Raw genomic sequence first — 25164 nt, 5'->3', positions numbered from 1 at the left:
GAGCGATCGCACTCCCTATGGCCCCTACCGCAGACATCATCATCATTGGCGCTGGCATCTCCGGGCTAGCCGCCGGGTGCTACGCCCAAATGAACGGCTACCGCAGCCAGATCTTTGAGGCCCACGACCAGCCAGGGGGCCTTTGCACCGCATGGCAGCGGCAGGGTTACACCTTCGACGCTGGCATTCACTACATCTTTGGCACGGGAGAGGGGCAACCCTTTTACGAGCTGTGGCAAGAGCTAGGGGCCTTTGAGGGGGTCGAGTTTACCAACCAGACCGAGTTCATGCAGATCCACGGTGCCCAGGGGGAGGTGCTGCGGGTGCACAGCCAGCCCGACGCGCTAGAGGCGCACCTGCTAGAGCTGGCCCCGGAGGATGCCAAGCTGATCGATGCCTTTTGCAAAGGGGTGCGCAAGTTCAAAGAGTTTGACCTGTCGATGTTGCAGCAAAAGCCCAAGACGCTGATGACGGCAGCAGATTGGGCGCGGTTGGGCAAACAGGTGCTGCCCTTTATGGGAGTGCTGGGCAAATGGAGCCAGCTGTCGCTGAGCGACCTGGCAGGGCAGGCCAAAAATCCCTTTCTGCGGCGGGCGATGCCCCACATGTTTGCCTGGCCCGATGTGCCGGTGATGGTGGGCATGTCGCTGCTGGCCTATTTAGACAACGGCAATGCGGGCTCGCCGGTCGGGGGGGCGATCGCATTTTCCCGCGCGATCGCCCAGCGCTACCTGGCCCTCGGCGGCGCAATCCACTATGCATCACCCGTAGATCGGGTGCTGGTGGAGCATGACCAAGCGGTGGGGGTACGCCTGACCAATGGCGAAGAGCACCGGGCCGCACGGGTCATCTCAGCCTGCGACGGTCGCCGCACCATCTTTGACCTGCTCAAAGGTGAATATATCAACCGCCGTATCGACAAGCTCTACGACGGGCACTTACCGATGCATTCCCAGTTTCAGGTGTCGCTGGGGGTAAATATGGATTTTTCGCCTCGGCCCCACTGGGTGACGCATTTATTAGAGGAGCCGATCGCGATCGCAGGCCAGCTCCATGCCGAAATCGGGGTCAAACACTACGGCTTTGACCCCACCCTGGCCCCGCCGGGCAAATCGGTCGTCAGCCTCATGGTCACCACCCACTACAGCGACTGGCAGGGGCGCGGCGATGCCACCCAGCAAGCCGAGCACCTGATCGATCGCATGGCAGCCTTTTACCCCGGCTTGCGATCGGCCATTGAGTATGTGGATGTCATCACCCCCCTCAGCTACGAAAAATTGACCGGCAACTGGCAGGGAGCCAGCTGCGGCTGGCTGCTCACCAAAGATACCCTGCCGCTGATGATCAAGGGCGTGCCCAAGCGCTTGCCGGGGCTGGGACAGTTCTATATGGTCAGCCAGTGGACCGAGCCCGGCGGCAGCCTGCCCATCGTGGCGCTATCGGGTCGCAACATGATCTTTGAAATCTGCCGCGAAGATGGACGGGTATTTGAGGCGACAGTCCCAGGTTAAGAGGAAGGTAGTTCTAAGTTTTGAATTTTGAATTGGTGCTTGATCGAGAGAACTTAAAACTCAACCTTCACAACGTCTAGTCTCCATTTCTCTGGCAGAAGGTAATGAAATGCGATCGCACGTCAAGCTTCGTTGCGTTCCTTCGCTCACCCCAAAACTCCGCAAGACAATGGAATTATAGGGAATCGGTTGCCAAGAACCATCCCTAAAGCCGCCATGCATCGGGAGGATCGACCCATGCTATTCCTAGCTCTGACCCACCACGACACGCTATATCTCGCAACCGAACTCGGTGCCCTGGCTCTGGTGCTCTTTCTCAGCTGGCTAACACCCCGCCTAGAACGCCATCGACCGCTGCCCTAATTCGTTTGCCCCACGACCCATCCGCTTCAGTTATCGGGAGGACACCCCATGTACCGCAAAATTTTAGTGGCTCTAGACAATAGCCCGGCCAGCGACGCCCTCTTTGACCAAGCCCTCGAGCTAGCCCAGGCCACCGATGGCGCGCTGCTATTGGTGCACAGCCTGTCAAATCAAGAAGAAAGCAGCCCCCTGCCCATGTCGGCCCGGCTCGACAATATCTACTGGGCTCCCGGCACCGAGCTTGATCTAGAGGCCTGGCGACAAGCCTGGACGCGCTACGAAAACGAAAGCCGCGATCGCTTACGTCGCCATGCCGCCACCGCCAATACGGCTGGAGTCCCCACCGAGTTCCGGCAGCTGATTGGCAACCCCGCCACCGTGATCTGCAAAGCGGCCCAAGAGTGGGGAGCCGACCTGATTCTGATCGGCAACCGGGGCCGCACTGGCCTAGCAGAACTGGTGCTCGGCAGCGTTAGCAACCACGTGATGCACCGCGCCCCCTGCTCCGTACTGGTGATGAAAGCCGAGACCCTCAGCCCCACCGAAACCCCTATCACCGCAGGCGTCGCCTAACTTCAATCTCCCCCATTTAACCTGTTGTAGCAGGGTTTCTTACTTAAACATCGCCGAGTGCTCTGGGCTTACAACCGTACGCCCCTGCCAGGGAAACTCTATTGCCCTCGATTCAAAGCGCTCAGAAAAAATTGTTCTGGCGAGAAGTTGAGGATCCAATTTAGTGAAATAAGCATCTTCTAATATCTAGGCAAAAGGTGTAGGATTGACTAAAAGCCGATGTTTGGGATCCCAAGCAAACCGCAGCTTTAAGGAGGTGTAACGATTCATGATCATTTTTTCAAATTTCCTTGGGGAAAACAGCGCAAAAACCGTGGAAAAGCCCCATCTTTAAAGGGGATAACCCCTCTCACCCAGGAAACATTAGTGCAGCGGCTTCCACGGGTGTGGAAACTCCAGACATTTTTCAGCCCCTTTTCCCCAGCGGGGTTAGCGGTGCAGCCCAGACTGGCCAAACTCTTCAGCGGTTCTCCCCAGTTTTCACAGGCTCTACTACTACGACTATCTTTTAAATTTTCTTCTTCCGGAAGGCAGACCTTGCTCAACAGGGGCAGCGTTGAGGGGGGTGAAAAAGGGTGGTAGGATGAACGCCCAATCGAAAAGTGCCTGCTTTCAAAACCGCCAGAAAGCCCTCAAATAAAGGGATCCAGCCCTCAAGATTCTGCAAAAAGAGCGGTTTAACCGGGAATCCATTGCAAAGGTGAGATACTGCTAGTACGGAATCAGCCAGCCCTCGCAGATGACTCTTCTCGGGGGGCATTCCGCTCCAGTTGCGTTTCTTTTTCTCCGTTGCCATGAAGTTTATCTGCCCCCAGAACGAGCTGAGTGCCCAACTGTCGTCGGTGAGCCGAGCTGTGTCATCGCGCCCTAGCCGACCCGTGCTGGCCAACATTTTGGTCAAAGCCGATATCGAAAGCCAGTCGGTTACCCTGGTGGGCTTCGACGAAGTGCTGGGTATCGAAAGTCGATTTAGCGCCCAGGTCGAAGAACCCGGCACCTTAACGCTGCCCTCTAAGCTCTGGGGCGACATCGTCTCGCGCCTGGCCAACGAAGACATCACCCTAGAGTCTGAGGGCGATAGCACTACCGTTACCCTCACCTCATCCTCAGGCCGCTACGAAGTGCGCGGCCTGAGTGCCGAAGACTACCCCTCGCTGCCCACGGTAGAAGATGGCGAAGCCATTGCGCTCTCCGCCGATGCGCTGATTAACGGCCTGCGTGGAGCCCTCTTTGCCACTAGCGGCGACGAAACCAAGCAGGTGCTCACGGGGGTGCATCTGCTCTCTGAAACCGACACTCTAGAGTTTGCCGCCACCGATGGCCATCGCCTGGCCGTTGTGCAAACCACCGACGAGTCGGCCACCGATACCCCGGCAATGGATGTCACCGTGCCCGCCAAGGCCCTGCGCGAGCTAGAGCGCATGATTCAGGGCTACAGCTCTAATGAGCCGGTGGCCCTGCGGCTCGATGAAACCCAGGTGCTGTTTGACCTGGGGGCCCAGCGCCTCACCACCCGCCTGCTCGAAGGGCAGTACCCCAACTATCGCCAGCTGTTGCCCAAGCAGTTTGCCCGTCAGGTCACCGTCGATCGCAGGCTGTTGATGTCGAGCCTGGAGCGCATTGCCGTGCTGGCCAGCCAGAAAAATGACATCATCAAAATTACCCTCAACAGCGGCGATCAATCCATTGCGCTCTCGGTGGAAGCCCAGGAAGTGGGCAGCGGTCGCGAAGAGCTGCCCGCCCAGGTCACTGGCGAAGACCTCGATATCGCCTTTAACGTGCGCTACCTGCTAGATGGCCTGAAGGCGTTTGACACCACCGAGGTGCAAATGCAGTGCAATGCGGCCACCAGCCCGGCGGTGTTTGTGCCCCTAGGGGAAACCAAGATTACCTACTTAGTCATGCCCGTACAGATTCGGGGCTAGATTGTCGCCACAGGGCTTTAAGGAGATTGGCAATATCTTTGGTCAGTCTATCCAGGGGTTGCTCGTCTTTGCGGCAAGGTGTTGGCTTACTCTAGAGTTAAGCGTACACAAGCATCTGGCCGCATATGAGCTATCGCGACATCATTACAATCGAGCCCGATAAGCGCGGCGGCAGACCCTGCATTCGTCGGATGCGAATTACTGTTTACGACGTGCTGGGTTGGTTAGCCGCTGGTATGTCGATGGCTGAAATTATCGATGACTTTCCAGAGCTAACAGAGACCGATATTAGAGCCTGTTTAGAGTTTGCGGCTGACCGCGATCATCGTTTAGTTGCTTCAGTGAGTACTGCTTGAAACTGCTGTTTGACCAAAACCTAAGTCGAAGGCTGGTTAATCAATTGACTGACATTTTCCCTGAAGCCAGCCATGTGCAGTTTCAGGGGCTTGCCGAGGCGACAGATACCGAAATTTGGAATTTCGCTAAGCACAATGGTTTCTGCATTGTGACCCAGGATGCTGACTTTCCAGAAAGGAGCCGGCTATATGGGTCTCCGCCCAAAGTGGTGTGGTTACGGTGTGGAAATGCGCCCACCAACCAAGTTGAAGCGTTACTTCGCTCTGGAGAGCCCGCAATTCAATCACTTTTGAGTGAGACCGAATTGCACTGCTTAGAATTACATTAGTTTCTTAGTTTTAATCGTATGCCCTGTGGGTAAAAGGTGATCACTGGCTAACATCGCCATGCCTAGCAATCAGGTGGTTGAGGTCGTGCTGCATTTTGAGGTGAACCTGCCAGTAGCAGGCGTCTACGTAGGCGCGATCGCGCGCCGCCGCTGCCCCATAGTGCTCAAAGTAGATCGATGTGCCGACATGGGTGGCGATGGGCCGAGGCCAGGGAATATTTGGCAGCGGCCCAAACGCAATACCCCAAGGCAGCCCTAGGTAGATGGGGAACACCTCCGGATCGATACCCAGCAGCCAAGGCATGCCTAACTCGTGGAGACGCTCCATAAGGGGATAGATATCGGCCAGCACTAGCAGCGTTTCATGGGCACCCCAGGAAACCACCGGCACAATGGGAATCTGGCGCTGAATGGCGATTTTGACAAACCCCTTGCGATCGCCCAGCTGAATTTGATCGCGCTGATAAAACGGGCGAAACACATCCTGCGCGCCACCGGGATAGACCAAGAGGCTGGCACCGCGATCGAGGGCGGCTAGGGCCATTTTGGGATGGGCGGCGATCGCCCCAGCCCGTTCTGCCATCAAGGCCGCAGGCGGACAGGCCTGCCACACCTTAGAGTGCATCAGACCGTAAACCAGGCGATCGGTGCCAAAGCGCCGCACCCAGTCGTAGACCATCATAAACATGTCGGGTGCCCCCAGCCCGCCATTGTGCGAGCCCACCAACATCACCTGACCCTCAGGAATCTGCTCCCATCCCTCGGTCTGGACGCGAAAGTAATGCTCGTACAGCCAGGCCCAAAAGGGCTGAAAGGCTTCAATAAAACGAGGATCGCGACGATCGAGTGACCAGCCTGGTTGATGTTCCGCCCGATGGCCGTGATTCCTCATTTAATCGCTATTTCCTACCGTACTCCAGGCGAATGCATTGTATTACTAAACGCTGCACCTAGCCTGCCACATTCCACCCCGTCCCCGCTGCTCTACTCAGTACGGAGCCTCGATGGCCTCGAACACCATGTCATTGAAGTCGAACAACACCGTTTCGTTGGTCAGTCCGTTTTGGCGAACTTGGGCGGCGTAAAGCTTGCCTGCGGCGGCCCAGACTAGCCGTTGGTTGTCTAACTCGGCCCACTCCCAGGTAGGGCAGGCCATGATCGCGGTTGAGTCTGGGCCAATTAGCTCGTGCTCATCCCAGTAGCAGCTTTTACCCACCGGAGCGCCCACCTCGGCGTGGGCAATCTTGCGCAGCCTCCAGCCTTGGCCAATGGGCTTCTCAAAGATGTCTTTGTCTTGCCACTGTCTAATTTTGATGCGATCGACCCAAATCCAGCCATCCCGCAGCAGGCGGGGGTAATAGATGCTCAAACACTCGCCACCGCAGCCGCCCTCGGGCTGGTACTGGGTATCCCGCTTCAGGGATGGTGTGTTTGGCAATTCCGTATGGCCGTAGCCGTCATTCAGCCAGTACTTTGTCTTCCCAGTCCACAGGCCGCCGCCATGCCAGCAGTCACCCTTTGGGAAAAATGCGATCGCCTTCAGATACGGCACCCTCGAAATCGCCGTCCACGACCCCCGCGACTCCGACTGCCATTGACCATTCATAGCGAAATAGATGACATGTTTGCCGTCGGGCGAAATATCGCTGCGACGCTCATAGATGCGGCCCTTGAGCCACTGGCCGAGGTGGAAGATGTCGCGATCGCGATCCCACAGCATCGTCGCCACGCGCTTCGACGGCCCCCTGCGAATCACCAGCCCAACGGGTGCCTGGCTGGCCAGCAAAATGTGAATACGAGGCGGGAACTGTGACATCTGGGAACCACCGCAATCACTCTGGGTTGCTTCTTTTATGATGAGCTATAGATCGGCTTGCAAAATAGGCATACGCTATGGCCAGCCTTTATGAGACAGATTTCTACGCCTGGACTCAGCAGCAAACCCAGTTGCTAGAGCACAACCTTTGGGAAAAGCTCGATTTACCTCACCTAGTAGAGGAACTGCAAGACTTGGGACGGCGGGAACGGCAAGAACTGAGAAATCGACTGAGTGTGCTGCTGGGGCATCTGCTGAAGTGGCAATATCAACCTGAGCAGCAGGGCAATAGCTGGCGGGCCACCATTCGAGAGCAGCGTACTCAGGTTCAACTAGTGTTGAGCGATAACCCTAGTCTGAAGCCCTATTTGGCTGAAGCATTGGCGATTGCCTATCAACTCGGCCAAGACCTAGCCGTGCAAGACACTGGTTTCGACTACAGGATCTTTCCGGTGGACTGCCCCTACACCCTGGCCCAAATTCTCGACCCAGCCTTTTTCCCCAACCCCTAACCCAACAAAAAACGCCCCAGCATGCTGGGGCGTTCTTACCTTCATTCGACCTATTCACAGGATGGGCGAGGCGTAAACCCCGCCCAAGTTTTGTAACCTAGCCGAGGATTGCAGGAGCCTGCAACACAACGGGGGTAGCCTCACCAGCCGAAGCCAGGTCGAGGGGGAAGTTGTGAGCGTTGCGCTCGTGCATCACTTCCATACCCAGGTTCGCACGGTTGATCACATCCGCCCAGGTGCCAATCACACGACCCTGAGAGTCAAGGATGGACTGGTTGAAGTTGAACCCGTTCAGGTTGAACGCCATGGTGCTGATGCCCATGGAGGTGAACCAGATGCCAATCACAGGCCACGCACCCAAGAAGAAGTGCAGAGAACGGCTGTTGTTGAAGCTGGCGTATTGGAAGATGAGACGACCGAAGTAGCCGTGGGCTGCAACGATGTTGTAGGTCTCTTCTTCTTGGCCAAACTTGTAGCCGTAGTTCTGAGATTCAGCTTCGGTGGTCTCACGCACCAGAGAAGAGGTCACCAGTGAACCGTGCATGGCGGAGAACAGGGAGCCACCGAACACACCGGCCACACCCAGCATGTGGAAGGGGTGCATCAGAATGTTGTGCTCTGCCTGGAACACCAGCATGAAGTTGAAGGTACCGGAGATACCCAAAGGCATGCCGTCAGAGAAGGAACCTTGACCCAAGGGGTAGATCAAGAACACAGCCACAGCGGCAGACAGCGGAGCCGAGTAAGCAACGCAGATCCAAGGGCGCATGCCTAGGCGGTAGCTCAGTTCCCACTGACGACCCATGTAGGCAAAGATGCCGATCAGGAAGTGGAACACCACTAGCTGATAAGGGCCACCGTTGTACAGCCACTCATCGAGGGAAGCGGCTTCCCAGATGGGGTAGAAGTGCAGGCCGATGGCGTTAGACGAGGGCACAACCGCACCGGAGATGATGTTGTTGCCGTACATCAGGGAGCCAGCTACGGGCTCACGGATGCCGTCAATATCGACCGCAGGAGCGGCGACAAAAGCGATCACAAAGCAGATGGTTGCGGTGAGCAGTGTAGGGATCATCAACACGCCGAACCAGCCCACATACAGGCGATTCTCGGTGCTGGTAACCCACTTGCAAAACTGCTCCCAAGCTCCCGCACTGTCGCGGGCGCGAAGAGAAGTAGTCATAGTAAGAGTGCCAATGAATAACAACGAAAAATGGATAATGAATGGGCAGATACATTAAGTCCACCCATCCATATGCAGTGTAAAGTTTCTCTTTTCTCTAGAAAACGCTGAGAAACGAAAGTTTATTTCGTTGTACAAAAGTAAATAACCCAAGTTAACTCGGGGTTATAGCGCTATCAAAGGCCGCTCTCCACTTCTGGACTTGAGTGAGAGTTAACCTCAGCCTGGGGGCCAATCTAAGCTGCGCCCGCCCAGCAGGTGAAGGTGGAGGTGAAAGACCGTTTGACCGCCGTCGGCTCCAGTATTGATTACCACCCGATAGCCGTTTTCCGTTAGGCCCGCTTGATCTGCTATTTGCTTAACAGTCAGCAACAAATGACCCAACAGTTCTTTATCTTCGGGCACCGCATCCGCCAGCTTGGGAATGGGCTGTTTAGGAATCACCAGAATGTGGGTCGGAGCCTGGGGGTTGACGTCGGTGAAGGCTAGGCAGAGATCATCCTCGTAAACGATGTTGGCCGGAATCTCTTTGCGAATGATTTTGCCAAAGATGGTGTCGCCACTCATAGGAAAGCTGGGCTAAAAGACGCCGTTATTGTCGCACGGGCGTGGGAAATGGTTGCGAATTGTCCCCTGAGCGGAGTCGTAGGCCTTGCTGCCCTAAAGGGACTAGGGGCCAATTCCCTAGCGATCAATCGCACACTTTCTGTTCCAGAGACTTCACCGCAGGGCCGTGGAGGATCTCGCCGTCGCAGCTAAAGCGGGAGCCGTGGCAGGGGCAATCCCAGCTTTTCTCGGCCTGGTTCCAGGCGACGATGCAGCCCAGGTGGGGGCACACGGCTGACACAGTGTGCAGTTCGCCGCTGTCGTCTCGGTAGGCGGCGACTTTGCCACCCTTGTGGGTGACGAGTTTGCCTTCCCCAGGGCTGACGCTGTCGGTGGAGTCGAAGAGACCTTTGAAGCGATCGCCCACCCAGTGCGACCCCACATCCAGGTTTTGCTGAATCGAGGTCGTGGTGACAAAGGGGGTGGGGCGGGTAGCGTCGTAGAGGTCTGCCCAGGGGTTCTCGCGGCCCAAAATGGCGTCAGACAGCACCATGCCTGCGATCGCCGACTTGGTCATGCCCCAGAGGCTAAACCCGGTGGCGACGTAGGTGTGCTGGTGAGCCGGGGTGAGTTTGCCAATGTAGGGCAGCTTGTCAAAGGATTTGAAGTCTTGGCTCGACCAGCGGTAAGCGGGCTCAACCCCGAACTGGCCGCGCATATAGTCTTCTAAACGCTGGTAGCGCTCGTCGGTGGCGTCGTCTTTGCCGACTTTGTGGCCCTCGCCCCCTACTAATAAAAGCAATCCGCCGTCGTCGGTGGGGGTGGTGCGAATCGAGCGGTAGCCTTTGCCGACGCCAATGTACATGCCCTGGGGAGCACGGTTGGCCTCAATGCGGCCCCCTACCAGGTAAGACCGCTGGGGATAGCTCTTGGCAAAGAAAAGCCCAATATCCAGAATAGGCAGGTTAGTGGTAACTACTACATCCTGGGCGATCACCGTAGGCCCATTTTGGGTAATGACGCGGCAGGGGCCTTCGTCTTTAACGGTGTCTACGCGGGTTTGCTCAAAGACATAGCTGCCGTCGCCGGGCAGGGTGGCGGCGATCGCCAGCATGAACTTGCGCGGGTGAAACTGGGCCTGATCGGGCAGCATGATAGCCCCGGTGACGGCTAATGGCAGGTCTACACTCTCTACAAAAGTGGCGGGCAACCCCAGGCTCTGGGCTGCTTCTAACTCATCTTTGATCTGTTTGAGGCCGTCTTGATCGGTGGCAAAGGTGTAATTGGCCTTGCGCTCAAAGTCGCAGTCGATGTTTTCGGCGGCAATTAATTCGGCCAGGCGGGCGATCGCAGCCTGGTTAGACTCTCCATAGAGCCGGGCTTTCTCTTTGCCGTGCTGGTCAATTAAATCGGCGTAGATCAGCTGCTGCAGCGCAGACACTTTGGCGGTGGTATGGCCTGAGGCTCCTTGCCCAATGCGATCGGCCTCGATCAGCGCCACTGTCTTACCAGCCTGCTTGAGCAGCTTGGCGGTCATCACACCCGCCAAGCCAGCGCCGATCACCGCCACATCCACAGTGGTGTCTTGACTCAGGGCCGGGTAGGTAGAGGGCAGCGTTGAATCAATCCAGTAAGAAATATGCTGTCCGGTGAGAGTCATAAGAGAAAACCAGCGTTGGGGAGATAACGCTGATCTTCTTAAACTTAGCCCCTGCTCCCATCGCTCTTAGGGAGTGAATCAGCCTACGCCTTTTAGTAGAGCAATCTGTCGGTGGACGGAGGTTAGTTCTCTAAATGCTCTTTGGAATGAGCGATGCCAGCTCTCGCACCGCCGGTATGAAAGGCTCCTGAGCAGCTTTGGCGAATGGAGCAGAGACCATCGGTAGCAACCTATGCCGTTCTGGCTAGGTTGATTTTAGCCTTGAGCTTGCTGGGGGCGATCGCCGGGGCCAAAGTAGTGGGGCACAAAGCAGCCGTGCAGACCATAGGGTACGTGGTGGGGCAGCTTGAGCCGGGCCACCGGCCCAGCGGTGATGTCGCGCCCATCCAAAATCACCAGGTCAGAGCAGTGGCGCTCGGCATTGTACATCAGCACCAGCACCCAGCCGTCGTCTTCGCCCTGACCGTGGGGGCGGGGCACAAATAGGGGCTCGCCCATAAACCCGCGCGGGGCAGCGCTCCATATCTGGGTTTCACCCGTGTGGGTGTCGAGCTTGAGCAGGGCTTGCAGCGGCGCGTTGCCCTCAGCCCCGTGGGCCGTCCCTATAAATAGATGTCGGTAGGGGCGTCCCACAACTTCAGAGTGCAGCGTGGGAAACTCGACACAGCGAGTGAGCAGCTTTCTGACCTGGGCTGTCCCAGCCGCAACATCCACCGTAAAGCGCCAGAGCTGCCCGGCAGGAACGTGGTCAAAATCCACCTCAAGGAAATCGCTGCCATCTAGAGACGGGAAATTTTCGTAGCAAACCGAGTCGATCACCACCTGGCCGTCTTGTTCAAAAGCGTTGGCGTGGTGAAAGACAAAGCAAGGGTCGGTCTCAATCACCCGCATGGGGTCGCCATTGCGCGGCACCAGCAAAATTTTGGTGGGCTGCTTAGGGTTAAAGCGAATGCACTCTGCTGCCCCCTTCAGCCCCAGCAAAAAGGGCAGCGGCCCAAAGCTCACCGGGTTTTGAAAGAAAATGGCGTAGTTGGGCGTCAGGGCAAAGTCGTGGATGAAGGCAAAGCCGGGGATGGTGTGGCTGTGCTGGCTGAGGGCATTGCCCTGGGTGTCGAGTTCGTAGAGGGTAATGGTGCTGGAAAGGCCGGTTTTTACCGAAAAACCCACCAGCCGCTGGTCGCCATGGTGGCCAGGGTCAATTTTAGGATGGGCGGTGAAGGAACCGCCGGGGGCAATTAGGCCGTTCAGATAGTCTAACCCCAGGGTGTCGAGGGTAGATGGATCCAATCTATGGGGTTCGGCGGCTTCCCAGAGGGCCAGCAGCCTGTCGGCCCAGTAGATGATGTTGGTGTTGGCGATGTTTTTGAGCTTGAGGTCGAAGGCATTGGCCAAGGGGCCACCGGGCTTTTGGGTGCCAAAGACGCCTCTGTAGAGTGGCTTTTGGGCCTGCTGCTCGGCCACGTAGCCCGCCGTGCGCACAAAGCGGTTGCGAAAGTAGGCCCGTCCATCCTGGATGGCAATGCTGCTGATCAGGCCGTCGCCGTCGAAGGGGTGCTTGACGGGGTGGCCGTGAATATCGAGCAGGCCGGGGCCGTTGCGAAACAGGGTGCCTTCGAGAGCCGCGGGAATGGTGCCCTCAATGTCGTCGATCCAATAGCTGTACTCGTTGGGCTGCGAACGATAGCCGCTGCTCCAGTCCTCGACGGAGAAGGATTGAGGAGAAGCGGTTGGACGGGGGTAGGTAGCGGTCATGGTGGGGTAGTTGGAGGTAAGGGGAGATGGGGAAGGTGAGGGAGAAAGGCGTGTAGAACTGTAGGGTGCATCCGCGCAGCGATGCACCATTCCTAAGGAATCAGTCGTGCTTCGCGAAGCGTTCCAGGCCGGAATCGCCGACGGTTACCGGGTGCTCGGTCGCATGGGGTGAGAATAAACTGGTTGAAGCCACAGGCGTATCTGCCGGGGGTAGGCTTTCGGTATGGCCCTCGCCGCTATCGCCGACTCCCTGGGACGAGGAATTTGGCAGCAAAAACAGCAGGGGCAGGGGCAGCAGGGTGGTGAGATTGGTAATCAGCACCAGCTCCCACAGGTTGTCGAAGTTGGTTTCGGTAACGCTGAGCCAGTGGGTCAGCACCGCGCCCAGTTCGTGGGAGAGTAGCCCGGCTAGGTTCACCACCGACATCAGCAGGGCAAACAGGGTGGCCTCGACGCCGGGGGGGCAGAGCCGCGCCGAGAGCACCAACACGGGCATAAAGGCGATTTCGCCCATGACCGTCAGCACCAGGCTGTCGCCGAGGCTAAACCATTCGTCGCCAATGCCCAGGCTGCGGTTGACGTGGGTGACCAGCAGCAGCATGCTCATGCCCAGCACGCTGGAGAGCACCGTGGACCAGGCAAAAATGGTGCGAAAGGGGACAGTGCGCAGAAACCGCTGAAATACCCAGATGCCTAGCAGCGCGGCCAGACTGGTGACCAGCCGCACTCGACCCAAAAACTCGGGCTGAAAGCCCAAATCGTTGGTGGTAAAGAAAAAGAAGGCGGCGTCGGCGGTGGGGGTGGCCTGCCAGAGAAAGAGAAATAGAGCGGGCATCCAGATGGCGCGCTGGCGCACGGCCTGCCAGAGCTGCTTGACCTGGTTATTCACGATCGCCCAGCTGGGCGAGTCTACCGGCTCTTCAATAATGAGCACTGCGACCAGCGACACAATCAGCGGAAAGGTGGCGGTGATGCCAAACACGGCGCGGGTGCTGATGTGCTGAAGCAGCGCTCCCCCCAGATAGGCGGTCAGCAGGCCTCCTACCGCCGAGGTGCCCCAAGCGAGGGATTGCAGGGTACCGGCATTGCCGAGGGATTCGCCTCGGGCGCGTTCTACAACTAGCGAATCTACAATCACGTCGCCGATCGCCACGGAGAGCGAGCTGAGGGTAATGGCGGCGATCGCCGCCCACCCCGTCTGCACCACCGTTGCCAGCGCTAGCCATGCCCCTGCCCCCAACAGCCCTGAGAGAATCAGGTAGGGCCGCCGTCGGTAGCCAAAAATGGGCAGCCCGTCCGACAGCAGGCCAAATACGGGCTTGATCGTCCAGGGCAGGGTGGCGATACCCGAAAGGGCCGCGACTTCTGCCGGGGTCAGACCCAGGTCATCCTTTAAGAAGAAGCTCACCGCCAGCCGGGCTAGGCCGAGAATGCCCTGAACGAAATACACCAGCAAAATGGCGGCGAGTTCTGAAGTCAGGGGCTGGCCGAGGAGAATGCGACGCTCCACAAAGCCTTTAATGCCGCTGGTTGAGGGGGAAGAAGCCGTCATGAATAAATCAGTCTTGCTAAATAATCGTTCTGGAAATGGGTTGGGAATTTGTTAAGAAATGTCAATGGTTCCCCCATGATAACCCTCTGGTAGAGGGTGGGTAAGGGGGGTGACCGTGCCAGGGCGGGCTGTCGAGGGGGCAAAAACCCTGTCCTCGCAACCCGTATAGAGAACCCTGTGCCCGGGCAAAAGGTTTGCCATAAACTCTTTTCCCAAGAAAAAACTTGCACCAATTAGTCGGTAGAGCAGATCCCCCTCAGGTTTATTTCTGTAGAGGCGGGGCAGGGTTTTGGGGCGCTAACCGCAAATGATGCCGATAGGCTGCCGCTGGATAGATAGCTTGACCTGGGTTGGGGCTGGCGCTCGACAACGTTTTAAGCCCAGTAAAATCGCTGGTTTTCCGGAAAATCTAGGGATTTAGAGTCAAAATTTGCCCTTAGCTGCCGCTGCCCTCTGACCATTGACTCCCCTGGCGAATGCTGCAATAGTTGAGCGTAATTCTCGGGTACGCACCAAATCTGGGGTAATCAACGGGTTTTGCGAGATAGCATACGTCCGTTGGGCCTGTGGACTTGGTATATTTGCCTAGCCTCCCGTTCTTAGCCTCCCCCGTCAAACGATGCAGTATTCAGTCAAGCTTATCGTTGCCGCACTGTTTGCCCTTAGCCCGGCAGCTCATCCCGATCTGAGGAACTTTGCTCTGGCCCAGGTAGCTCAGAGCCCGGCATTTTCGCTGCCCGAAACCGTGCCTTCAGGTACCACGCTCTCGATTGAGAGTTCCCCAAATTTGGGCTTTGCGGCGGATGCCCTCAAGCAGGAGTTTGAGGCGGTCTACGACGGCACTGAAGTGGGCGTGGAGGTGACCAACAGCGATGAGGCGATCGCCGATTTGATCGACGACAACGTTGACCTGGCTGCGATTGGGCGACCTCTCACTGAGGAAGAGCAGGCCCAAGACCTCAATACCGTCGCCCTAGAACGGGCTAAAATCGCCATCATCGTTGGCCCCGACAACCCCTTTGACGGCAACCTGACCTTTGCGCAGTTTGCCGCCATGTTTCGCGGCGAAATTACCGACTGGGCTGAAGTCGGCGGCGAACCCGGCCCGATTCGCTTTGTCGATCGCCCCGAAAATAGCGACACTCGCCGCTCGCTGAGCCAGTACGAAGTCTTTCGCAGCGCTCCCTTTGAATCTGGCCCCACCACCGACACGGTGGCTGAAGACGACACGGCAGCGGTGATTCAGGCCTTGAACGACGACGGCATTAGCTATGCGATCGCCCCCCACGTCATCGATCAGCCTGCGGTCAAAATTGTGCCCATGCACCAGACCCTGCCCGACGACCCCCGCTACCCCTATTCGCAACCCCGTTACTTTGTTTATAAAGGTGAACCCAGCCCGGCGGTTGCTGCCTTCTTGGGCTACGCTACCTCTTCGGAAGGGCTGGCGGCCTTAACGGCTGCACAGGTCGCTGAAGTGGGCGATGTGGCGGCAGGGGTAACCGCCCCCGATGACCCGGTTGCAGAAGAAACGCCAGCGGCGGTGCCGGTACCGACTGAACCAGTCCCCGGTGACACCGCTACCGCCCCGACCGAAACGGCTCCAGCTACCGCAGATAATGACGGTGGCTTCGCCTGGTGGTGGCTGCTGCTGCCCTTGGCTGCTCTGGGTGGGTTGGCCTGGTTGCTCGGTCGCGGCAGAGGCGGTATGTCCTCTGCTCCGGGCGCTCCAGTCGCTCCTCCCCTGGCCGAACATCCTGTCCCACCCCCGGTTGAGCCTGTCGTCGCGCCGCCCCCGGTTGAGCCCGCCGGGGTGCCCCCCGTGGGGGTGGATGAGCCCGTTGTTGCCGCCATGCCGGATGCCCCCGCGCCCGTGGTGCTCCCCGAACCCGAGCCGTTGGTGCCCCCTGAGCCCAAGCCCGAAATTGTCCCTGTAGATGAAGTGCCTCCAGCTCCCGAGCCGGTGGTTGCTGCCCCAGAACCCCAACCAGCGATGCCCGCTGCTGTCCCTATGGCTCTGGGGGCTGCGGGTTTGGCCGCTGGGGCAGCGGCCTCGCTGGCCTCAACCGAAGACCAGTCTGCGGTTGAGGCCAGTAAATATAATGTGGTCGGTCGCCCTAGCGATGGGGATTTTGACTTGTCTACCATCGACGATGGCCTGCCGCCCTTGCCCGATGGCTACGGCGACAGCCGCATTGTGCTAATGCCCCGCGACCCTCAGTGGGCCTACGCCTACTGGGATACGCCCCACACTCACAAAGAAGAGCTGCGCCGCCAGGGGGGCGAGCACTTAGCGCTGCGCTTGTACGATGTCACCGGCATTAATTTAGATAGTCAAGCCCCCCACAGTCTGCAACAGGTGGGCTGCGACGAGATGGCGCGAGAATGGTACATGCAGATTCCGGTGAGCGATCGCGATTACCAGGCCGAAATCGGCTACCTAACGGGCGATGGTCGCTGGCTGGTGCTGGCCCGCTCCAACACCATTCGCATTCCTCCCGTCTACCCCTCCGACTGGACGGAGGAGCACTTCCTCACCGTTACCTGGGACGAGAATTTGCGCGGCAAGACCATCATGACCCTGGTTGACCCTCGCATTGAGAGGGTCGATGCCGGTGGAGGATTGCACGAACAGCTCTATGCTTTGGCCCAGGGGGGCGAAGCCCTGCGCGTTGATGGTTCCCTGTTTGGCTCGATGCAGCATGTGGCGGGGTCGATGGCACCGCCGGTTAGCTCCTTTGTCTTTGCTTCGGGGGCTGGGCTGGGCGCGGCAGCGATGATACCTGGTCTGCCGACCATGTCTGGGGTATCAGGCATGACCATGTCTGGCATCTCAGGTTTAACCCTGTCGGGAGCGGGCCTAGCGGGCCTGACAACCTCCGGAATTGGGGCATTTACGATGTCGGGCTTCTCTGGGCTAACTATGTCTGGAGTCGGTTTGGGTGCTCTGTCGCCCCGCAAGTTCTGGTTAGTGGCCGATGCCGAGCTGATTGTATATGGAGCCACTGAGCCCGATGCTACGGTAACCATAGCTGGCGTTCCCATCGAGCTTTCTGAGGATGGCACTTTCCGGTTCCACCAATCATTCCAGGATGGCATCGTTGACTACCCGATCATGGCCGTAGCGGCAGACGGCGAGCAGAGCCGCAACGTGCATCTGAACTTTGAGCGGCGCACCCCCGATCGCAACACCAACACTAAAGACGAAGCCCAAGATGAATGGCCAAGCGTGTGAGGCTGATCGGTCGTTTTTCGCCCAAAGCCATGGAGAGATTCTATGGATCAGACATCGCTGCTGTCCATCCTCCGCGAACTAGAGTGCGAACTTCATAAGCCGCAGTGTCGAGGCGATCGAGAACGCCTCGCGCAGTTACTTGCTCCTGATTTTAGAGAGTTTGGTCGCTCAGGGGCCTCCTACACGCGCAACGACATGCTGGCGAGGTTGTCGCTAGAGACAGAAGCACCACAGATTCATGCCCAGGACTTTGCTGTGCAAGAGCTGGCAGACTCGGTTGTCTTACTTACGTATCGGTCAGCCCATAGAAGTCTGTCGGGAGAGTTGCATCGCCACACGAACCGTTCATCCATTTGGCGGCTTAATTTGACAGGCTGGCAGATGGTGTTTCATCAGGGTACGCCCACGGAGCCTTTTGACTAATCGGCAACCTAACCATTCTTGATAGATCGCAAAGTCTCTGTTAGCTCGACTTTATCCAAATATCCGTATTCACTGAACGAGGCACCAAGGCTTTTACAGGATGTAGCCAGGTCTTTTTCCAGGATTGCTGCCTAGGGCTGACATCTGAAAACTCAGAAGCCTTATGGGGAGAGGGCTTTGTCTTCTGAACTGCACCTAAATCCAAATGGATAAAGTCGAGGTTAGAAGATGTTTGAAAAGTCCTCTTTCTTGTAGCAGAAGTGAGGATCCCCCTTAAATCCCCCTACCCTGCGGGAAGCCGCAAGCGTCTATAAAAAGGGGGACTTTCAACCCCCCTTTTTAAGGGGGGCAGGGGGGGATCAGCAGGTGACTAAAGCTATAGCAACTCACTTTTCAAACGCCCTCTGAGCCCTCTCCCCCAGCCCCTCTCCCCCCTGGGAGAGGGGAGCCGGAAGTCGCTCAAAGTCCCTCTCTCCCAATGTGAGAGGGATTTAGGGTGTAGTTGCTACAGCTTTGTAGGTTGGGTTGAACGCAGGAAAACCCAACTCCGTTGAGGAGTTTTTGGGTTTCGCCGAGCTTCAACACCAACCTACAAATTAAGCTGGCCGCGCTGCTACGAGCGAGAACCTGGACTTGGATCTAGTGATGCTATGCAATCAGCAGCGTTTTGGTCAAAATCGCCATCCACTGGCCGGGTTTTTCGGTAGGCATGGGTTCGCTCCAGTCGTTGGGGTCGGCGTAGCCGAGAGCGTGGAGGATTTTGATGGTGCGATCGATGCCTGCCAAACTGCCAAAGAGCATGTGATGCACTTTTTCGGGGTTGAGGGGCTGGCTCGCTCTGGTGTTTGCGCCAGATGGCGGCAGCGGCAGGGACTTGGCCTCTGGGTTGGTGTCTTGGTGGTCGCTGGCTTCTGGTTCTTGATAGTCAAACATCGGTTCTGTCTCTTTGTATTGGGTACGGAAGAAACAGAACGCGAAAACCCTAGCCGCCCGCAGTGCAAGTGCAAACTGGGGGGGCTAGGGTACCATGAGCCTAGCCTCGCAATCTGCCTCAGAGATTTGCGGGGTTAGCTGTCGGTTGGTGTCGCAAGCACCTTCCGGCAGCGTCAAGATTTTCGAGTTCTGTGTGGCCACCGCTCTGCTCGAACGGCTTAACGCAAGATGATAGTGGTACAAAAGCTCCCCGTCAACCGTATGGAGCTACCAGTACATAACCACCTGATTAACCATCCAGCGGACTTCTCACCCCGTGCCCGCCTCGATTTAAGACATGGGTATAAATCATGGTTGTTTTGACATCCTTGTGGCCCAGAAGTTCTTGTATCGTGCGAATGTCATAGCCAGCTTCTAAAAGGTGAGTGGCAAAGCTATGGCGAAATGTATGGCAACCGACCTTCTTAGTAATTCCTGCCTGCCGTACGGCCTGTTTGACCGCCTTTTGAATTCCACTTTCATGTAGATGGTGCCGCCGCATTTCTCCACTGCGAGGGTCTTTCACAATTCGGCCTGCTGGGAAAACGTATTGCCATATCCAGTCTCGATTGGTATTGGGATACTTCCGCTCTAGAGCAAACGGCAGGTAGACTGAACCAAAGCCACGTCCCAGGTCTTGCTGGTGTTGTCGCCGAATACCAACTAAATGATCTTGAAGTTCTGCGAGGGCGCTTGCTGGCAGCATCGTTATCCGATTCTTCCGCCCCTTACCGTCTCTGACAACAATTTGCTGTTGGGCAAAATCAAGATCTTTAATACGCAATTGTAGTGCTTCAGAAAGCCGCAAGCCGCTGCCATAGAGAAGCTTGACCACGAGTTGGTGAGAACCCTCTACCCTTTGAATGATGGCTAATGCTTCGACCTTGGTGAGAACGACTGGCAAATTGCGCGGTTGGTTTCCCCTGACAGCGTTGATGCCAGCGATCTCAATTCCTGAAACCTCACGGTACAGAAACAATACAGCGTTAAGGGCTTGGTTTTGAGTCGAGGCCGCAACTTGCCGACTGACAGCCAGGTCTGTCAAAAAAGCTTCAATCTCAGGCCGCCCCATTTCTTTAGGATGGCGCTTGTTATGAAACAGGATGTATCGCCTAATCCACTAAATATAAGTTTCTTCAGTACGGTAAGCATAGTGCTTCAACTGTATGGCATCACTTACCTGGGCTAACAATTTTTTGGGTCTTTTCTGGAGGGGAGGTTCATGAGCCATCAGTACATCACGTGATAAATGCTACTTATAGTCTATACGTACTATGACTAAAATATACGGAAAGTTTCTGGCTATTCACCCAGATCCAGATAATATGCGGAAAGTTTCTAGCGATCTGGCGAATTGAGGTGGATATGCCGAAACTTTCTGCCTATCTGCCCGGATAGAGATAATAGGCGGAAACTTTCTCTCTAATAAGATTGTTAGCCTGCACGTACTTGTCAGAGTTGGGGGCGCTCTCTGTATCAAATGTATCTGAGCAAGGAGAAATGTAGAGGAGGAAGCTATCTTAAGAAAGAACGCCTTGATACAAAGTAGAACCCATGAAATTTATATTTGCACCAGGTTAATATAGGTCTGGTCTAGACGCTAGATGTCTAATTTTTCCCTAAAAGGATCTGCCTAAAATCATTTCTTAAATCACATTATTTGGAGAATGTATTTGAAATTATGTGTTCAGCAATACCTTCGAACCAAGATCGATCAGTTTCAGTTGGTGGGTCTGTGACCAATGGAGTAATAGTAACGGGGGACGGAAATACTGCCTCGGTTCAAAACCAACAAACAACACTACCCCAAGTGGAGAACGTTGATATTCAGCACGAACTTGCTACTTTAAGAGATTTACTTTCGAACTTACAAACAGCAGACCAACGTAAGATTGAACGTGCACTTGAAGATATCGAAGAAGAGCTTAATAAGGTTGAACCTGATAAAGATGAAGTTGGACAAGCTCTAGACCGTGCATTGAACTATGCGCAAAAAGCAAATGGTTTTGCTGAGGCAGTAGATAAACTCCGTCCTCATATCGAGAAGGTAGCAGCTTGGCTCGGCAAGAATTGGTACAAGCTTTTATCAATAGTTGGGTCAGCAGTCTAGTTGCAAAGATATGGATGAAGAGCAATCTCGTGGTGATCGCAACATCTCAGTTCATAGAGATGCAATCAGCAGTGCTATCGTTTCTGGGAATGGCAATAAGGTAATCGTTTATCATTATCACTTAGAAGCAGCACCTTCAGAAAGGGTTCAGGTTGCCTCACAAGCTCTGGGTGCAAATCCATACCGAGGTTTAGCATCTTTTCAAGTAGAAGATGCTGAAGTCTATTTCGGTCGAGAAAGTCAAGTTCAGCGTTTATGGAATCACCTGAGAGATTTGAGTAGATACAACCAAGTAGAAGCAGTGCCGACCCGCTTTTTGCCAGTGTTGGGGCCATCAGGTTCAGGTAAATCTTCGCTAGTGCGAGCAGGACTACTTCCAGAACTAGCTCATTGTCCACTACCAGGCTTCAAACAACCACGTGTAGTGGTCATGACTCCCGGCTCAACCCCCTTGGAATCTCTAGCTGTTGTCCTTGCCCGAATTGTAGAGAATGATGCTACCCCGGTCAAGAAAACTCGTGAATTTTTGGAAGAGTTGAAACTAGCAAATACCGACGGACAATATGATGGACTCCGACGAATTGCTAATGCGTTTCCAAACATCGAATCCTCTCCTCTCATTCTACTAATAGACCAATTTGAGGAAGTATATTCACTTTGCAAAAAAGATACAGAACGCCATATATTTATTGAGAATCTTTTGGAAGCAGCTACAACACCTGAGGCAAAAACCCTAGTCATCGCAACCCTTCGTAGCGATTTCTTGGGAGAAACCCAACAGCACCAGCACCTAAATCAGATCATCGGTTCAGAACAAAGTATAATCATTCCAGCAATGTCTACGGAGGAGTTAAGGAAGGCCATCGCAGAGCCTGCAAAACATGCAAACCATTCCTTAGATGAAGCCATTATTGATTTACTGATTGAGCAAACAAAGGGACGGGAAGGCGCACTGCCTCTATTGCAATTTACCTTAGCTCAGATATGGGAGGGTATAAAAAAAGATATCTCCCCTAACACTACCTTAAAGTCCATTGGTGGTGTTGGTGGAGCCCTGGCAGGAGAGGCACAACGGCTTTATGAAGCGCTAAAGCCTAACGAGCAAAACATTGCAAAACGTATTTTTCTAGGTTTAGTTGAGTTAGGAGAAGGTGCTCGAACTACCCGCCGTCGAATTGATTTAGATCGGTTAAAGGCGCAACAGGATGATGAGATAACTTTTAGGAAGGTTCTTAGGCTCTTTTCTGAGCCAGGACTACGCTTGATTACCTTAGCATCAGACTCCGAAGGAAGATATGCTGCTGAAGTCACTCATGAAGCATTGTTTGAGCACTGGAAACAGTTAAGAATCTGGATTGATGAAGGCCGTAATGATATTTACTTCCAACGTCGCTTAGACGAGGCCGCAACATTTTGGCTCCAGAGTAATCGTCCGGAAGGTAGTCTTTGGCGATCTCCTGACTTGGACTTAGCTAAAAGCTATTACAGCCAGAATTCTTATGAGATGTCATCTCGACAGATTGAGTTTTTCCAAGCTTCAATACAAGCATAACTTAAAGCTGAACGCAGAACCAGAAGAACTAGGTATGCGTTCATTAGTTTAGGCTTGCTTCTAACAGTTCTATCTATCTTTGCGCAACAACAATTTTCAGCAAGTCAGTTTCAGACACAATTTTCAAATGTTATTATTGGCGGCTCTACGGATCCGGAAAGCTTCAAAGTTTTACCTAAGGCACTTCAGATTGCCAAACGACAAACAGATGATAGTCATGTAGATGAGGCGATTAAAACTTATAAAGCTATTCTAAGAGCCGCTGAGAACTTTATAAATACATCATCTCCCAATAAAAATGGAACTCAGGCTGCAGAAGTCGAGCGAATTCAAAATACTGCCGAAGAACGTTTAGCTCAATTAATAGAAACGCACTTCATTAATCAAGAATTAGTTAGAGGATTGGAAGATGGATCTTTAGAAATTGGAGAGGTGGACAAGAATATTAATGACGTCATGCAATTTGAAAACCAGTATAAAGAAGGAGCTTTGAGAAGAACATATAGAATTTTGATGCGAGAACCCGGCTTAGGTTTGGATGAGGATGATAACGGCAGGCTTGATATCGACGAAATCATATATCTTCCTTGCGACACCTTGCAAAAATTAGAAGACTTATGGCGTCAATTAACTGATGGTAGGTGTGGTTTTTACGGAGACAATTTCTATTCAGCAAGTGATTGTAAAGAGCTTTCAGGTGAAACACTTTCCTTTCAAATTTTTCATCCGAATTTCGATTCTGTTCCGGCAATAGAGGAGCGGATTCAGCTTTGTCAGCTAAATCAAGGAGATAGCTAATGAAAGTAGGTACTTGGATTCGAGATCGAGCTAAGCGCAATCGGAATTCTTTACTGGAATCGCTGAGATTGGGAGTAATTTCCTTTTTAACCTTTATTCTCATCTTAGTTTTGGGATTCCAAGGTTATGCTCAAGTACGAGGGTCAGCAGTTGTTCGCACTGTTACCTTTGGTAACGGTGACAGGAATATGTTCAGACTGACACCATCAGCTACTGCGTCATCTCGACCAATTACTGAAATTCCTGCCAATCAAAGACGTATCGATGGGGAAGGTGAACTATCCGTTCCTAATGACGGAGAGTCACTAGCATCATTTTACTTTGAACGGGGAAGTGAGAGTAGCAGAGAGAGGGATTATGGCGGTCTCGTTGTTCAAACCAGACCAGATCGACGTACTACCCCCCCAACAACAAATTATAAATATCCTTGTAGATTCAATGGTCAGTTAATAATTGCGTGGCCGAGTAACGGTAGTGCTAGGACTTGTGACAATGAGCAAGATGGAAGAATTGAAATCGTAACAGATCCACAACGTCTTCTGTCTTACACTCAGTCTCGCGAACTTGCATCAAAGTATAATTACAGCACTGTCAGGAAGCAAGATACTTCAGAAGAAGCATCTGATGAAAATCTTGCAGTTAGTCCTGGGGATGGAGCAACTGTAATTCGAACTACTGCAAGAACATATACTGAAGTAGTGCCTGGCCCTCCTGAAAGATGTGATAGAGACTTTTTTGGTGATTATTGTCAAGTAGATATTACTCAAACAAGGCAAGCTATCAACATTGAAGTGTTGGAAGGCGATGTACTCATAGAATCTGAACAAAAACCCTCGGGCACAAGAGTTAGAAAAGGAGAACGATACTCTTATCCGTCGGAGGATTTAGTAGAATTTAATGTTAACGAAGCCGCCCTATCTTGTGAAACCTTAAGATTTCTTAATCCTGCTTATTGGCTAGATTCTGATACACCTCCAAACGTTGCAGATGGCATTACTCAACAACTGAAAGGGCACCGAGACTCACTGGGTATTTCTGGGCAACCACCTAACGACCTTTCTAATTTAGAGAACGCGCTTATTGCAGAATTAAATAGTCTTCGATCTGATCCTAATGCTTATGCGGATTTGCTAGAGCAGCAGAAACAGTTCTATTATGACAACTGGCTAAGATTACGAGGAGAAACTTTAGACATAAGTGTAAGGAGAAGAGCTGTGGATGAAGCCATCACTTTCCTTCGTTCTCAAAGAAATTTATCTGAATTTAGTGTTTCTACTGGTTTGTCTATGGCGAGTAAAGACCATGTTAATGATCAAGGACGAACTGGTATGAACTTTGGGCATACGGGCGATGATGGTAGTGGATATTGGAATAGGATACGCAGACATGGAACTGTTGAGTGTGGGATGAATGAGAATGTTTCATACTACGATTCACGACTTGCAAGCAATATTCAATCAGAAGCTCAAATTGTCTTGATAGAGCTAATAATTGACGATGGACAAAGACAGGCAGGAAGCCGAGATAATATCTTTAATCAAGACTTCCAAGTTATTGGCGTCGCATGCGGTCCTCATGGAAACTTTCTCCGCCAAATGTGCGACATAACATATGCCAATGGATATTTGGAGAATTAGTTAAAGCAGTCTGAAGTATACTCTATTTTTTCTGTGCGGAAAGTCAGCGATGCAGGCTAACACTGCGTGGCAGCGGACGGACTAAAGGCTTCTTGTGTTGAGTTCAAGAGTAATCGCCGCCGCTGCACTTCACCGTTATCACGATCGCTACCAAAGCAGTATAGCTGCGACATTTTGACAAGCACATAGAGACGTCTCGTCATCGATCGCCGTAGGGCAAAGACCAAAAACCCCAAGGTAGAACGACAGGGTCGCCAGAAACCTTAACTCTATCTAAAGGGCCATCGACTTCCGTTTGCACTGCGTTGACGGAGAAAAATATAGAATCGACAGTACCCCAAACAGAAGCGACAGAGAAA

21 protein-coding genes and 1 pseudogene are annotated in these 25164 nt (G+C 54.0%); 13 read left to right on the top strand and 9 right to left on the bottom strand.

Translation table 11 applies throughout. The features are described 5' to 3' along the window. Window positions 1-17 precede the first annotated feature (17 nt). The 6 genes from VB780_RS20515 to VB780_RS20490 all read left to right on the top strand — a co-directional run bounded on the left by VB780_RS20515 (window position 18) and on the right by VB780_RS20490 (window position 5057). On the top strand, window positions 18-1511 hold the full coding sequence (locus VB780_RS20515) for an NAD(P)/FAD-dependent oxidoreductase (RefSeq protein ID WP_323353039.1): 1494 nt from the start codon (window positions 18-20) through the stop codon (window positions 1509-1511). A gap of 237 nt (window positions 1512-1748) precedes the next feature. Then, complete coding sequence (locus VB780_RS20510; protein WP_323353038.1) at window positions 1749-1874, top strand: hypothetical protein; 126 nt, start codon at window positions 1749-1751, stop codon at window positions 1872-1874. A 48-nt stretch (window positions 1875-1922) separates the two neighbouring features. Continuing rightward, window positions 1923-2447 (top strand): universal stress protein, encoded by a 525-nt coding sequence (locus VB780_RS20505; RefSeq protein WP_323353037.1) that lies wholly within the window; start codon window positions 1923-1925, stop codon window positions 2445-2447. A gap of 794 nt (window positions 2448-3241) precedes the next feature. Beyond that, window positions 3242-4372: a DNA polymerase III subunit beta gene (gene dnaN / locus VB780_RS20500; RefSeq protein WP_323353036.1), complete on the top strand. Its 1131-nt coding sequence runs from the start codon at window positions 3242-3244 to the stop codon at window positions 4370-4372. A gap of 125 nt (window positions 4373-4497) precedes the next feature. Next, the gene (locus VB780_RS20495) at window positions 4498-4728 is read left to right on the top strand and encodes a DUF433 domain-containing protein (RefSeq protein ID WP_323353035.1); all 231 of its coding nucleotides are present in this window, start codon (window positions 4498-4500) and stop codon (window positions 4726-4728) included. Further along, on the top strand, window positions 4725-5057 hold the full coding sequence (locus VB780_RS20490) for a DUF5615 family PIN-like protein (RefSeq protein ID WP_323353034.1): 333 nt from the start codon (window positions 4725-4727) through the stop codon (window positions 5055-5057). Before VB780_RS20495 ends, VB780_RS20490 begins: the two co-directional genes overlap by 4 nt. 40 nt (window positions 5058-5097) lie before the next feature. Here the strand turns inward: VB780_RS20490 and VB780_RS20485 are convergent, their stop codons facing one another. After that, the gene (locus tag VB780_RS20485) at window positions 5098-5949 is read right to left on the bottom strand and encodes a lysophospholipid acyltransferase family protein (protein WP_323353033.1); all 852 of its coding nucleotides are present in this window, start codon (window positions 5947-5949) and stop codon (window positions 5098-5100) included. Window positions 5950-6045: 96 nt separating this feature from the next. Beyond that, window positions 6046-6873 (bottom strand): hypothetical protein, encoded by an 828-nt coding sequence (locus VB780_RS20480; RefSeq protein WP_323353032.1) that lies wholly within the window; start codon window positions 6871-6873, stop codon window positions 6046-6048. A 77-nt stretch (window positions 6874-6950) separates the two neighbouring features. Between VB780_RS20480 and VB780_RS20475 the strand changes: the two genes are divergently transcribed. Continuing rightward, window positions 6951-7385 carry a DUF29 domain-containing protein gene (locus VB780_RS20475; protein WP_323353031.1) on the top strand — a complete coding sequence of 145 codons (435 nt, stop codon included), beginning with the start codon at window positions 6951-6953 and terminating at the stop codon, window positions 7383-7385. Between the two features lie 97 nt (window positions 7386-7482). Here the strand turns inward: VB780_RS20475 and psbA are convergent, their stop codons facing one another. From psbA to VB780_RS20450, 5 genes are all read right to left on the bottom strand, one after another. Then, window positions 7483-8568 (bottom strand): photosystem II q(b) protein, encoded by a 1086-nt coding sequence (gene psbA / locus VB780_RS20470; RefSeq protein ID WP_323353030.1) that lies wholly within the window; start codon window positions 8566-8568, stop codon window positions 7483-7485. Window positions 8569-8787: 219 nt separating this feature from the next. Further along, window positions 8788-9135 carry a histidine triad nucleotide-binding protein gene (locus VB780_RS20465; RefSeq protein ID WP_323353029.1) on the bottom strand — a complete coding sequence of 116 codons (348 nt, stop codon included), beginning with the start codon at window positions 9133-9135 and terminating at the stop codon, window positions 8788-8790. 124 nt (window positions 9136-9259) lie between these two features. Next, window positions 9260-10774 carry an FAD-dependent oxidoreductase gene (locus VB780_RS20460; protein ID WP_323353028.1) on the bottom strand — a complete coding sequence of 505 codons (1515 nt, stop codon included), beginning with the start codon at window positions 10772-10774 and terminating at the stop codon, window positions 9260-9262. A gap of 255 nt (window positions 10775-11029) precedes the next feature. Beyond that, the gene (locus VB780_RS20455; protein WP_323353027.1) at window positions 11030-12526 is read right to left on the bottom strand and encodes a carotenoid oxygenase family protein; all 1497 of its coding nucleotides are present in this window, start codon (window positions 12524-12526) and stop codon (window positions 11030-11032) included. Window positions 12527-12626: 100 nt separating this feature from the next. After that, a complete protein-coding gene (locus VB780_RS20450; RefSeq protein WP_323353026.1) occupies window positions 12627-14078 on the bottom strand; it encodes a folate/biopterin family MFS transporter in 1452 nt (483 codons plus the stop codon). 619 nt (window positions 14079-14697) lie between these two features. On the opposite strand from VB780_RS20450, the gene VB780_RS20445 reads away from it, so the two are divergent. Both VB780_RS20445 and VB780_RS31475 read left to right on the top strand, forming a co-directional pair. Next, the gene (locus VB780_RS20445; protein WP_323353025.1) at window positions 14698-17313 is read left to right on the top strand and encodes a DUF4912 domain-containing protein; all 2616 of its coding nucleotides are present in this window, start codon (window positions 14698-14700) and stop codon (window positions 17311-17313) included. 42 nt (window positions 17314-17355) lie between these two features. Then, a complete protein-coding gene (locus VB780_RS31475; RefSeq protein ID WP_416349251.1) occupies window positions 17356-17736 on the top strand; it encodes a DUF4440 domain-containing protein in 381 nt (126 codons plus the stop codon). Between the two features lie 648 nt (window positions 17737-18384). On the opposite strand, the gene VB780_RS20440 is transcribed toward VB780_RS31475, so the two are convergent. Further along, a complete protein-coding gene (locus VB780_RS20440; protein ID WP_323353024.1) occupies window positions 18385-18669 on the bottom strand; it encodes a hypothetical protein in 285 nt (94 codons plus the stop codon). Between the two features lie 289 nt (window positions 18670-18958). Continuing rightward, a pseudogene (locus VB780_RS20435) lies at window positions 18959-19939 on the bottom strand (integron integrase). A gap of 504 nt (window positions 19940-20443) precedes the next feature. Here VB780_RS20435 and VB780_RS20430 point away from each other — a divergent pair. Genes VB780_RS20430 through VB780_RS20415 form a run of 4 tightly spaced genes read left to right on the top strand, consistent with a single transcriptional unit; the run spans window position 20444 to window position 24805 of the window. Then, complete coding sequence (locus VB780_RS20430) at window positions 20444-20818, top strand: hypothetical protein (protein ID WP_323353023.1); 375 nt, start codon at window positions 20444-20446, stop codon at window positions 20816-20818. 10 nt (window positions 20819-20828) lie between these two features. Then, entirely contained in the window at window positions 20829-22370 is a 1542-nt protein-coding gene (locus VB780_RS20425) for an ATP-binding protein (protein WP_323353022.1), read from the top strand. A 54-nt stretch (window positions 22371-22424) separates the two neighbouring features. Next, window positions 22425-23168, top strand: a complete 744-nt coding sequence (locus VB780_RS20420) for a hypothetical protein (protein ID WP_323353021.1) — start codon at window positions 22425-22427, stop codon at window positions 23166-23168. After that, window positions 23168-24805, top strand: coding sequence for a CAP domain-containing protein (locus VB780_RS20415; RefSeq protein WP_323353020.1), 1638 nt, complete (start codon window positions 23168-23170; stop codon window positions 24803-24805). The genes VB780_RS20420 and VB780_RS20415 overlap by 1 nt, the downstream gene beginning before the upstream one ends. Window positions 24806-25164: the final 359 nt, after the last annotated feature.

The organism is Leptolyngbya sp. CCNP1308, assembly GCF_034932455.1.
Lineage (GTDB): Bacteria > Cyanobacteriota > Cyanobacteriia > Phormidesmidales > Phormidesmidaceae > Nodosilinea.
The sequence above is the reverse complement of the archived record's forward strand: the minus strand, read 5'-3'. Positions and strand labels throughout refer to the sequence as shown.

What these genes read in the sequence shown, in the direction of transcription:
- VB780_RS20515 (WP_323353039.1), top strand. Translation starts at nt 18, where the DNA reads ATGGCCCCTACCGCAGACATCATCATCATTGGCGCTGGCATCTCCGGG.
- VB780_RS20510 (WP_323353038.1), top strand. Translation starts at nt 1,749, where the DNA reads ATGCTATTCCTAGCTCTGACCCACCACGACACGCTATATCTCGCAACC.
- VB780_RS20505 (WP_323353037.1), top strand. Translation starts at nt 1,923, where the DNA reads ATGTACCGCAAAATTTTAGTGGCTCTAGACAATAGCCCGGCCAGCGAC.
- dnaN (WP_323353036.1), top strand. Translation starts at nt 3,242, where the DNA reads ATGAAGTTTATCTGCCCCCAGAACGAGCTGAGTGCCCAACTGTCGTCG.
- VB780_RS20495 (WP_323353035.1), top strand. Translation starts at nt 4,498, where the DNA reads ATGAGCTATCGCGACATCATTACAATCGAGCCCGATAAGCGCGGCGGC.
- VB780_RS20485 (WP_323353033.1), bottom strand. Translation starts at nt 5,949, where the DNA reads ATGAGGAATCACGGCCATCGGGCGGAACATCAACCAGGCTGGTCACTC.
- VB780_RS20480 (WP_323353032.1), bottom strand. Translation starts at nt 6,873, where the DNA reads ATGTCACAGTTCCCGCCTCGTATTCACATTTTGCTGGCCAGCCAGGCA.
- VB780_RS20475 (WP_323353031.1), top strand. Translation starts at nt 6,951, where the DNA reads ATGGCCAGCCTTTATGAGACAGATTTCTACGCCTGGACTCAGCAGCAA.
- psbA (WP_323353030.1), bottom strand. Translation starts at nt 8,568, where the DNA reads ATGACTACTTCTCTTCGCGCCCGCGACAGTGCGGGAGCTTGGGAGCAG.
- VB780_RS20465 (WP_323353029.1), bottom strand. Translation starts at nt 9,135, where the DNA reads ATGAGTGGCGACACCATCTTTGGCAAAATCATTCGCAAAGAGATTCCG.
- VB780_RS20460 (WP_323353028.1), bottom strand. Translation starts at nt 10,774, where the DNA reads ATGACTCTCACCGGACAGCATATTTCTTACTGGATTGATTCAACGCTG.
- VB780_RS20455 (WP_323353027.1), bottom strand. Translation starts at nt 12,526, where the DNA reads ATGACCGCTACCTACCCCCGTCCAACCGCTTCTCCTCAATCCTTCTCC.
- VB780_RS20450 (WP_323353026.1), bottom strand. Translation starts at nt 14,078, where the DNA reads ATGACGGCTTCTTCCCCCTCAACCAGCGGCATTAAAGGCTTTGTGGAG.
- VB780_RS20445 (WP_323353025.1), top strand. Translation starts at nt 14,698, where the DNA reads ATGCAGTATTCAGTCAAGCTTATCGTTGCCGCACTGTTTGCCCTTAGC.
- VB780_RS31475 (WP_416349251.1), top strand. Translation starts at nt 17,356, where the DNA reads ATGGATCAGACATCGCTGCTGTCCATCCTCCGCGAACTAGAGTGCGAA.
- VB780_RS20440 (WP_323353024.1), bottom strand. Translation starts at nt 18,669, where the DNA reads ATGTTTGACTATCAAGAACCAGAAGCCAGCGACCACCAAGACACCAAC.
- VB780_RS20425 (WP_323353022.1), top strand. Translation starts at nt 20,829, where the DNA reads ATGGATGAAGAGCAATCTCGTGGTGATCGCAACATCTCAGTTCATAGA.
- VB780_RS20415 (WP_323353020.1), top strand. Translation starts at nt 23,168, where the DNA reads ATGAAAGTAGGTACTTGGATTCGAGATCGAGCTAAGCGCAATCGGAAT.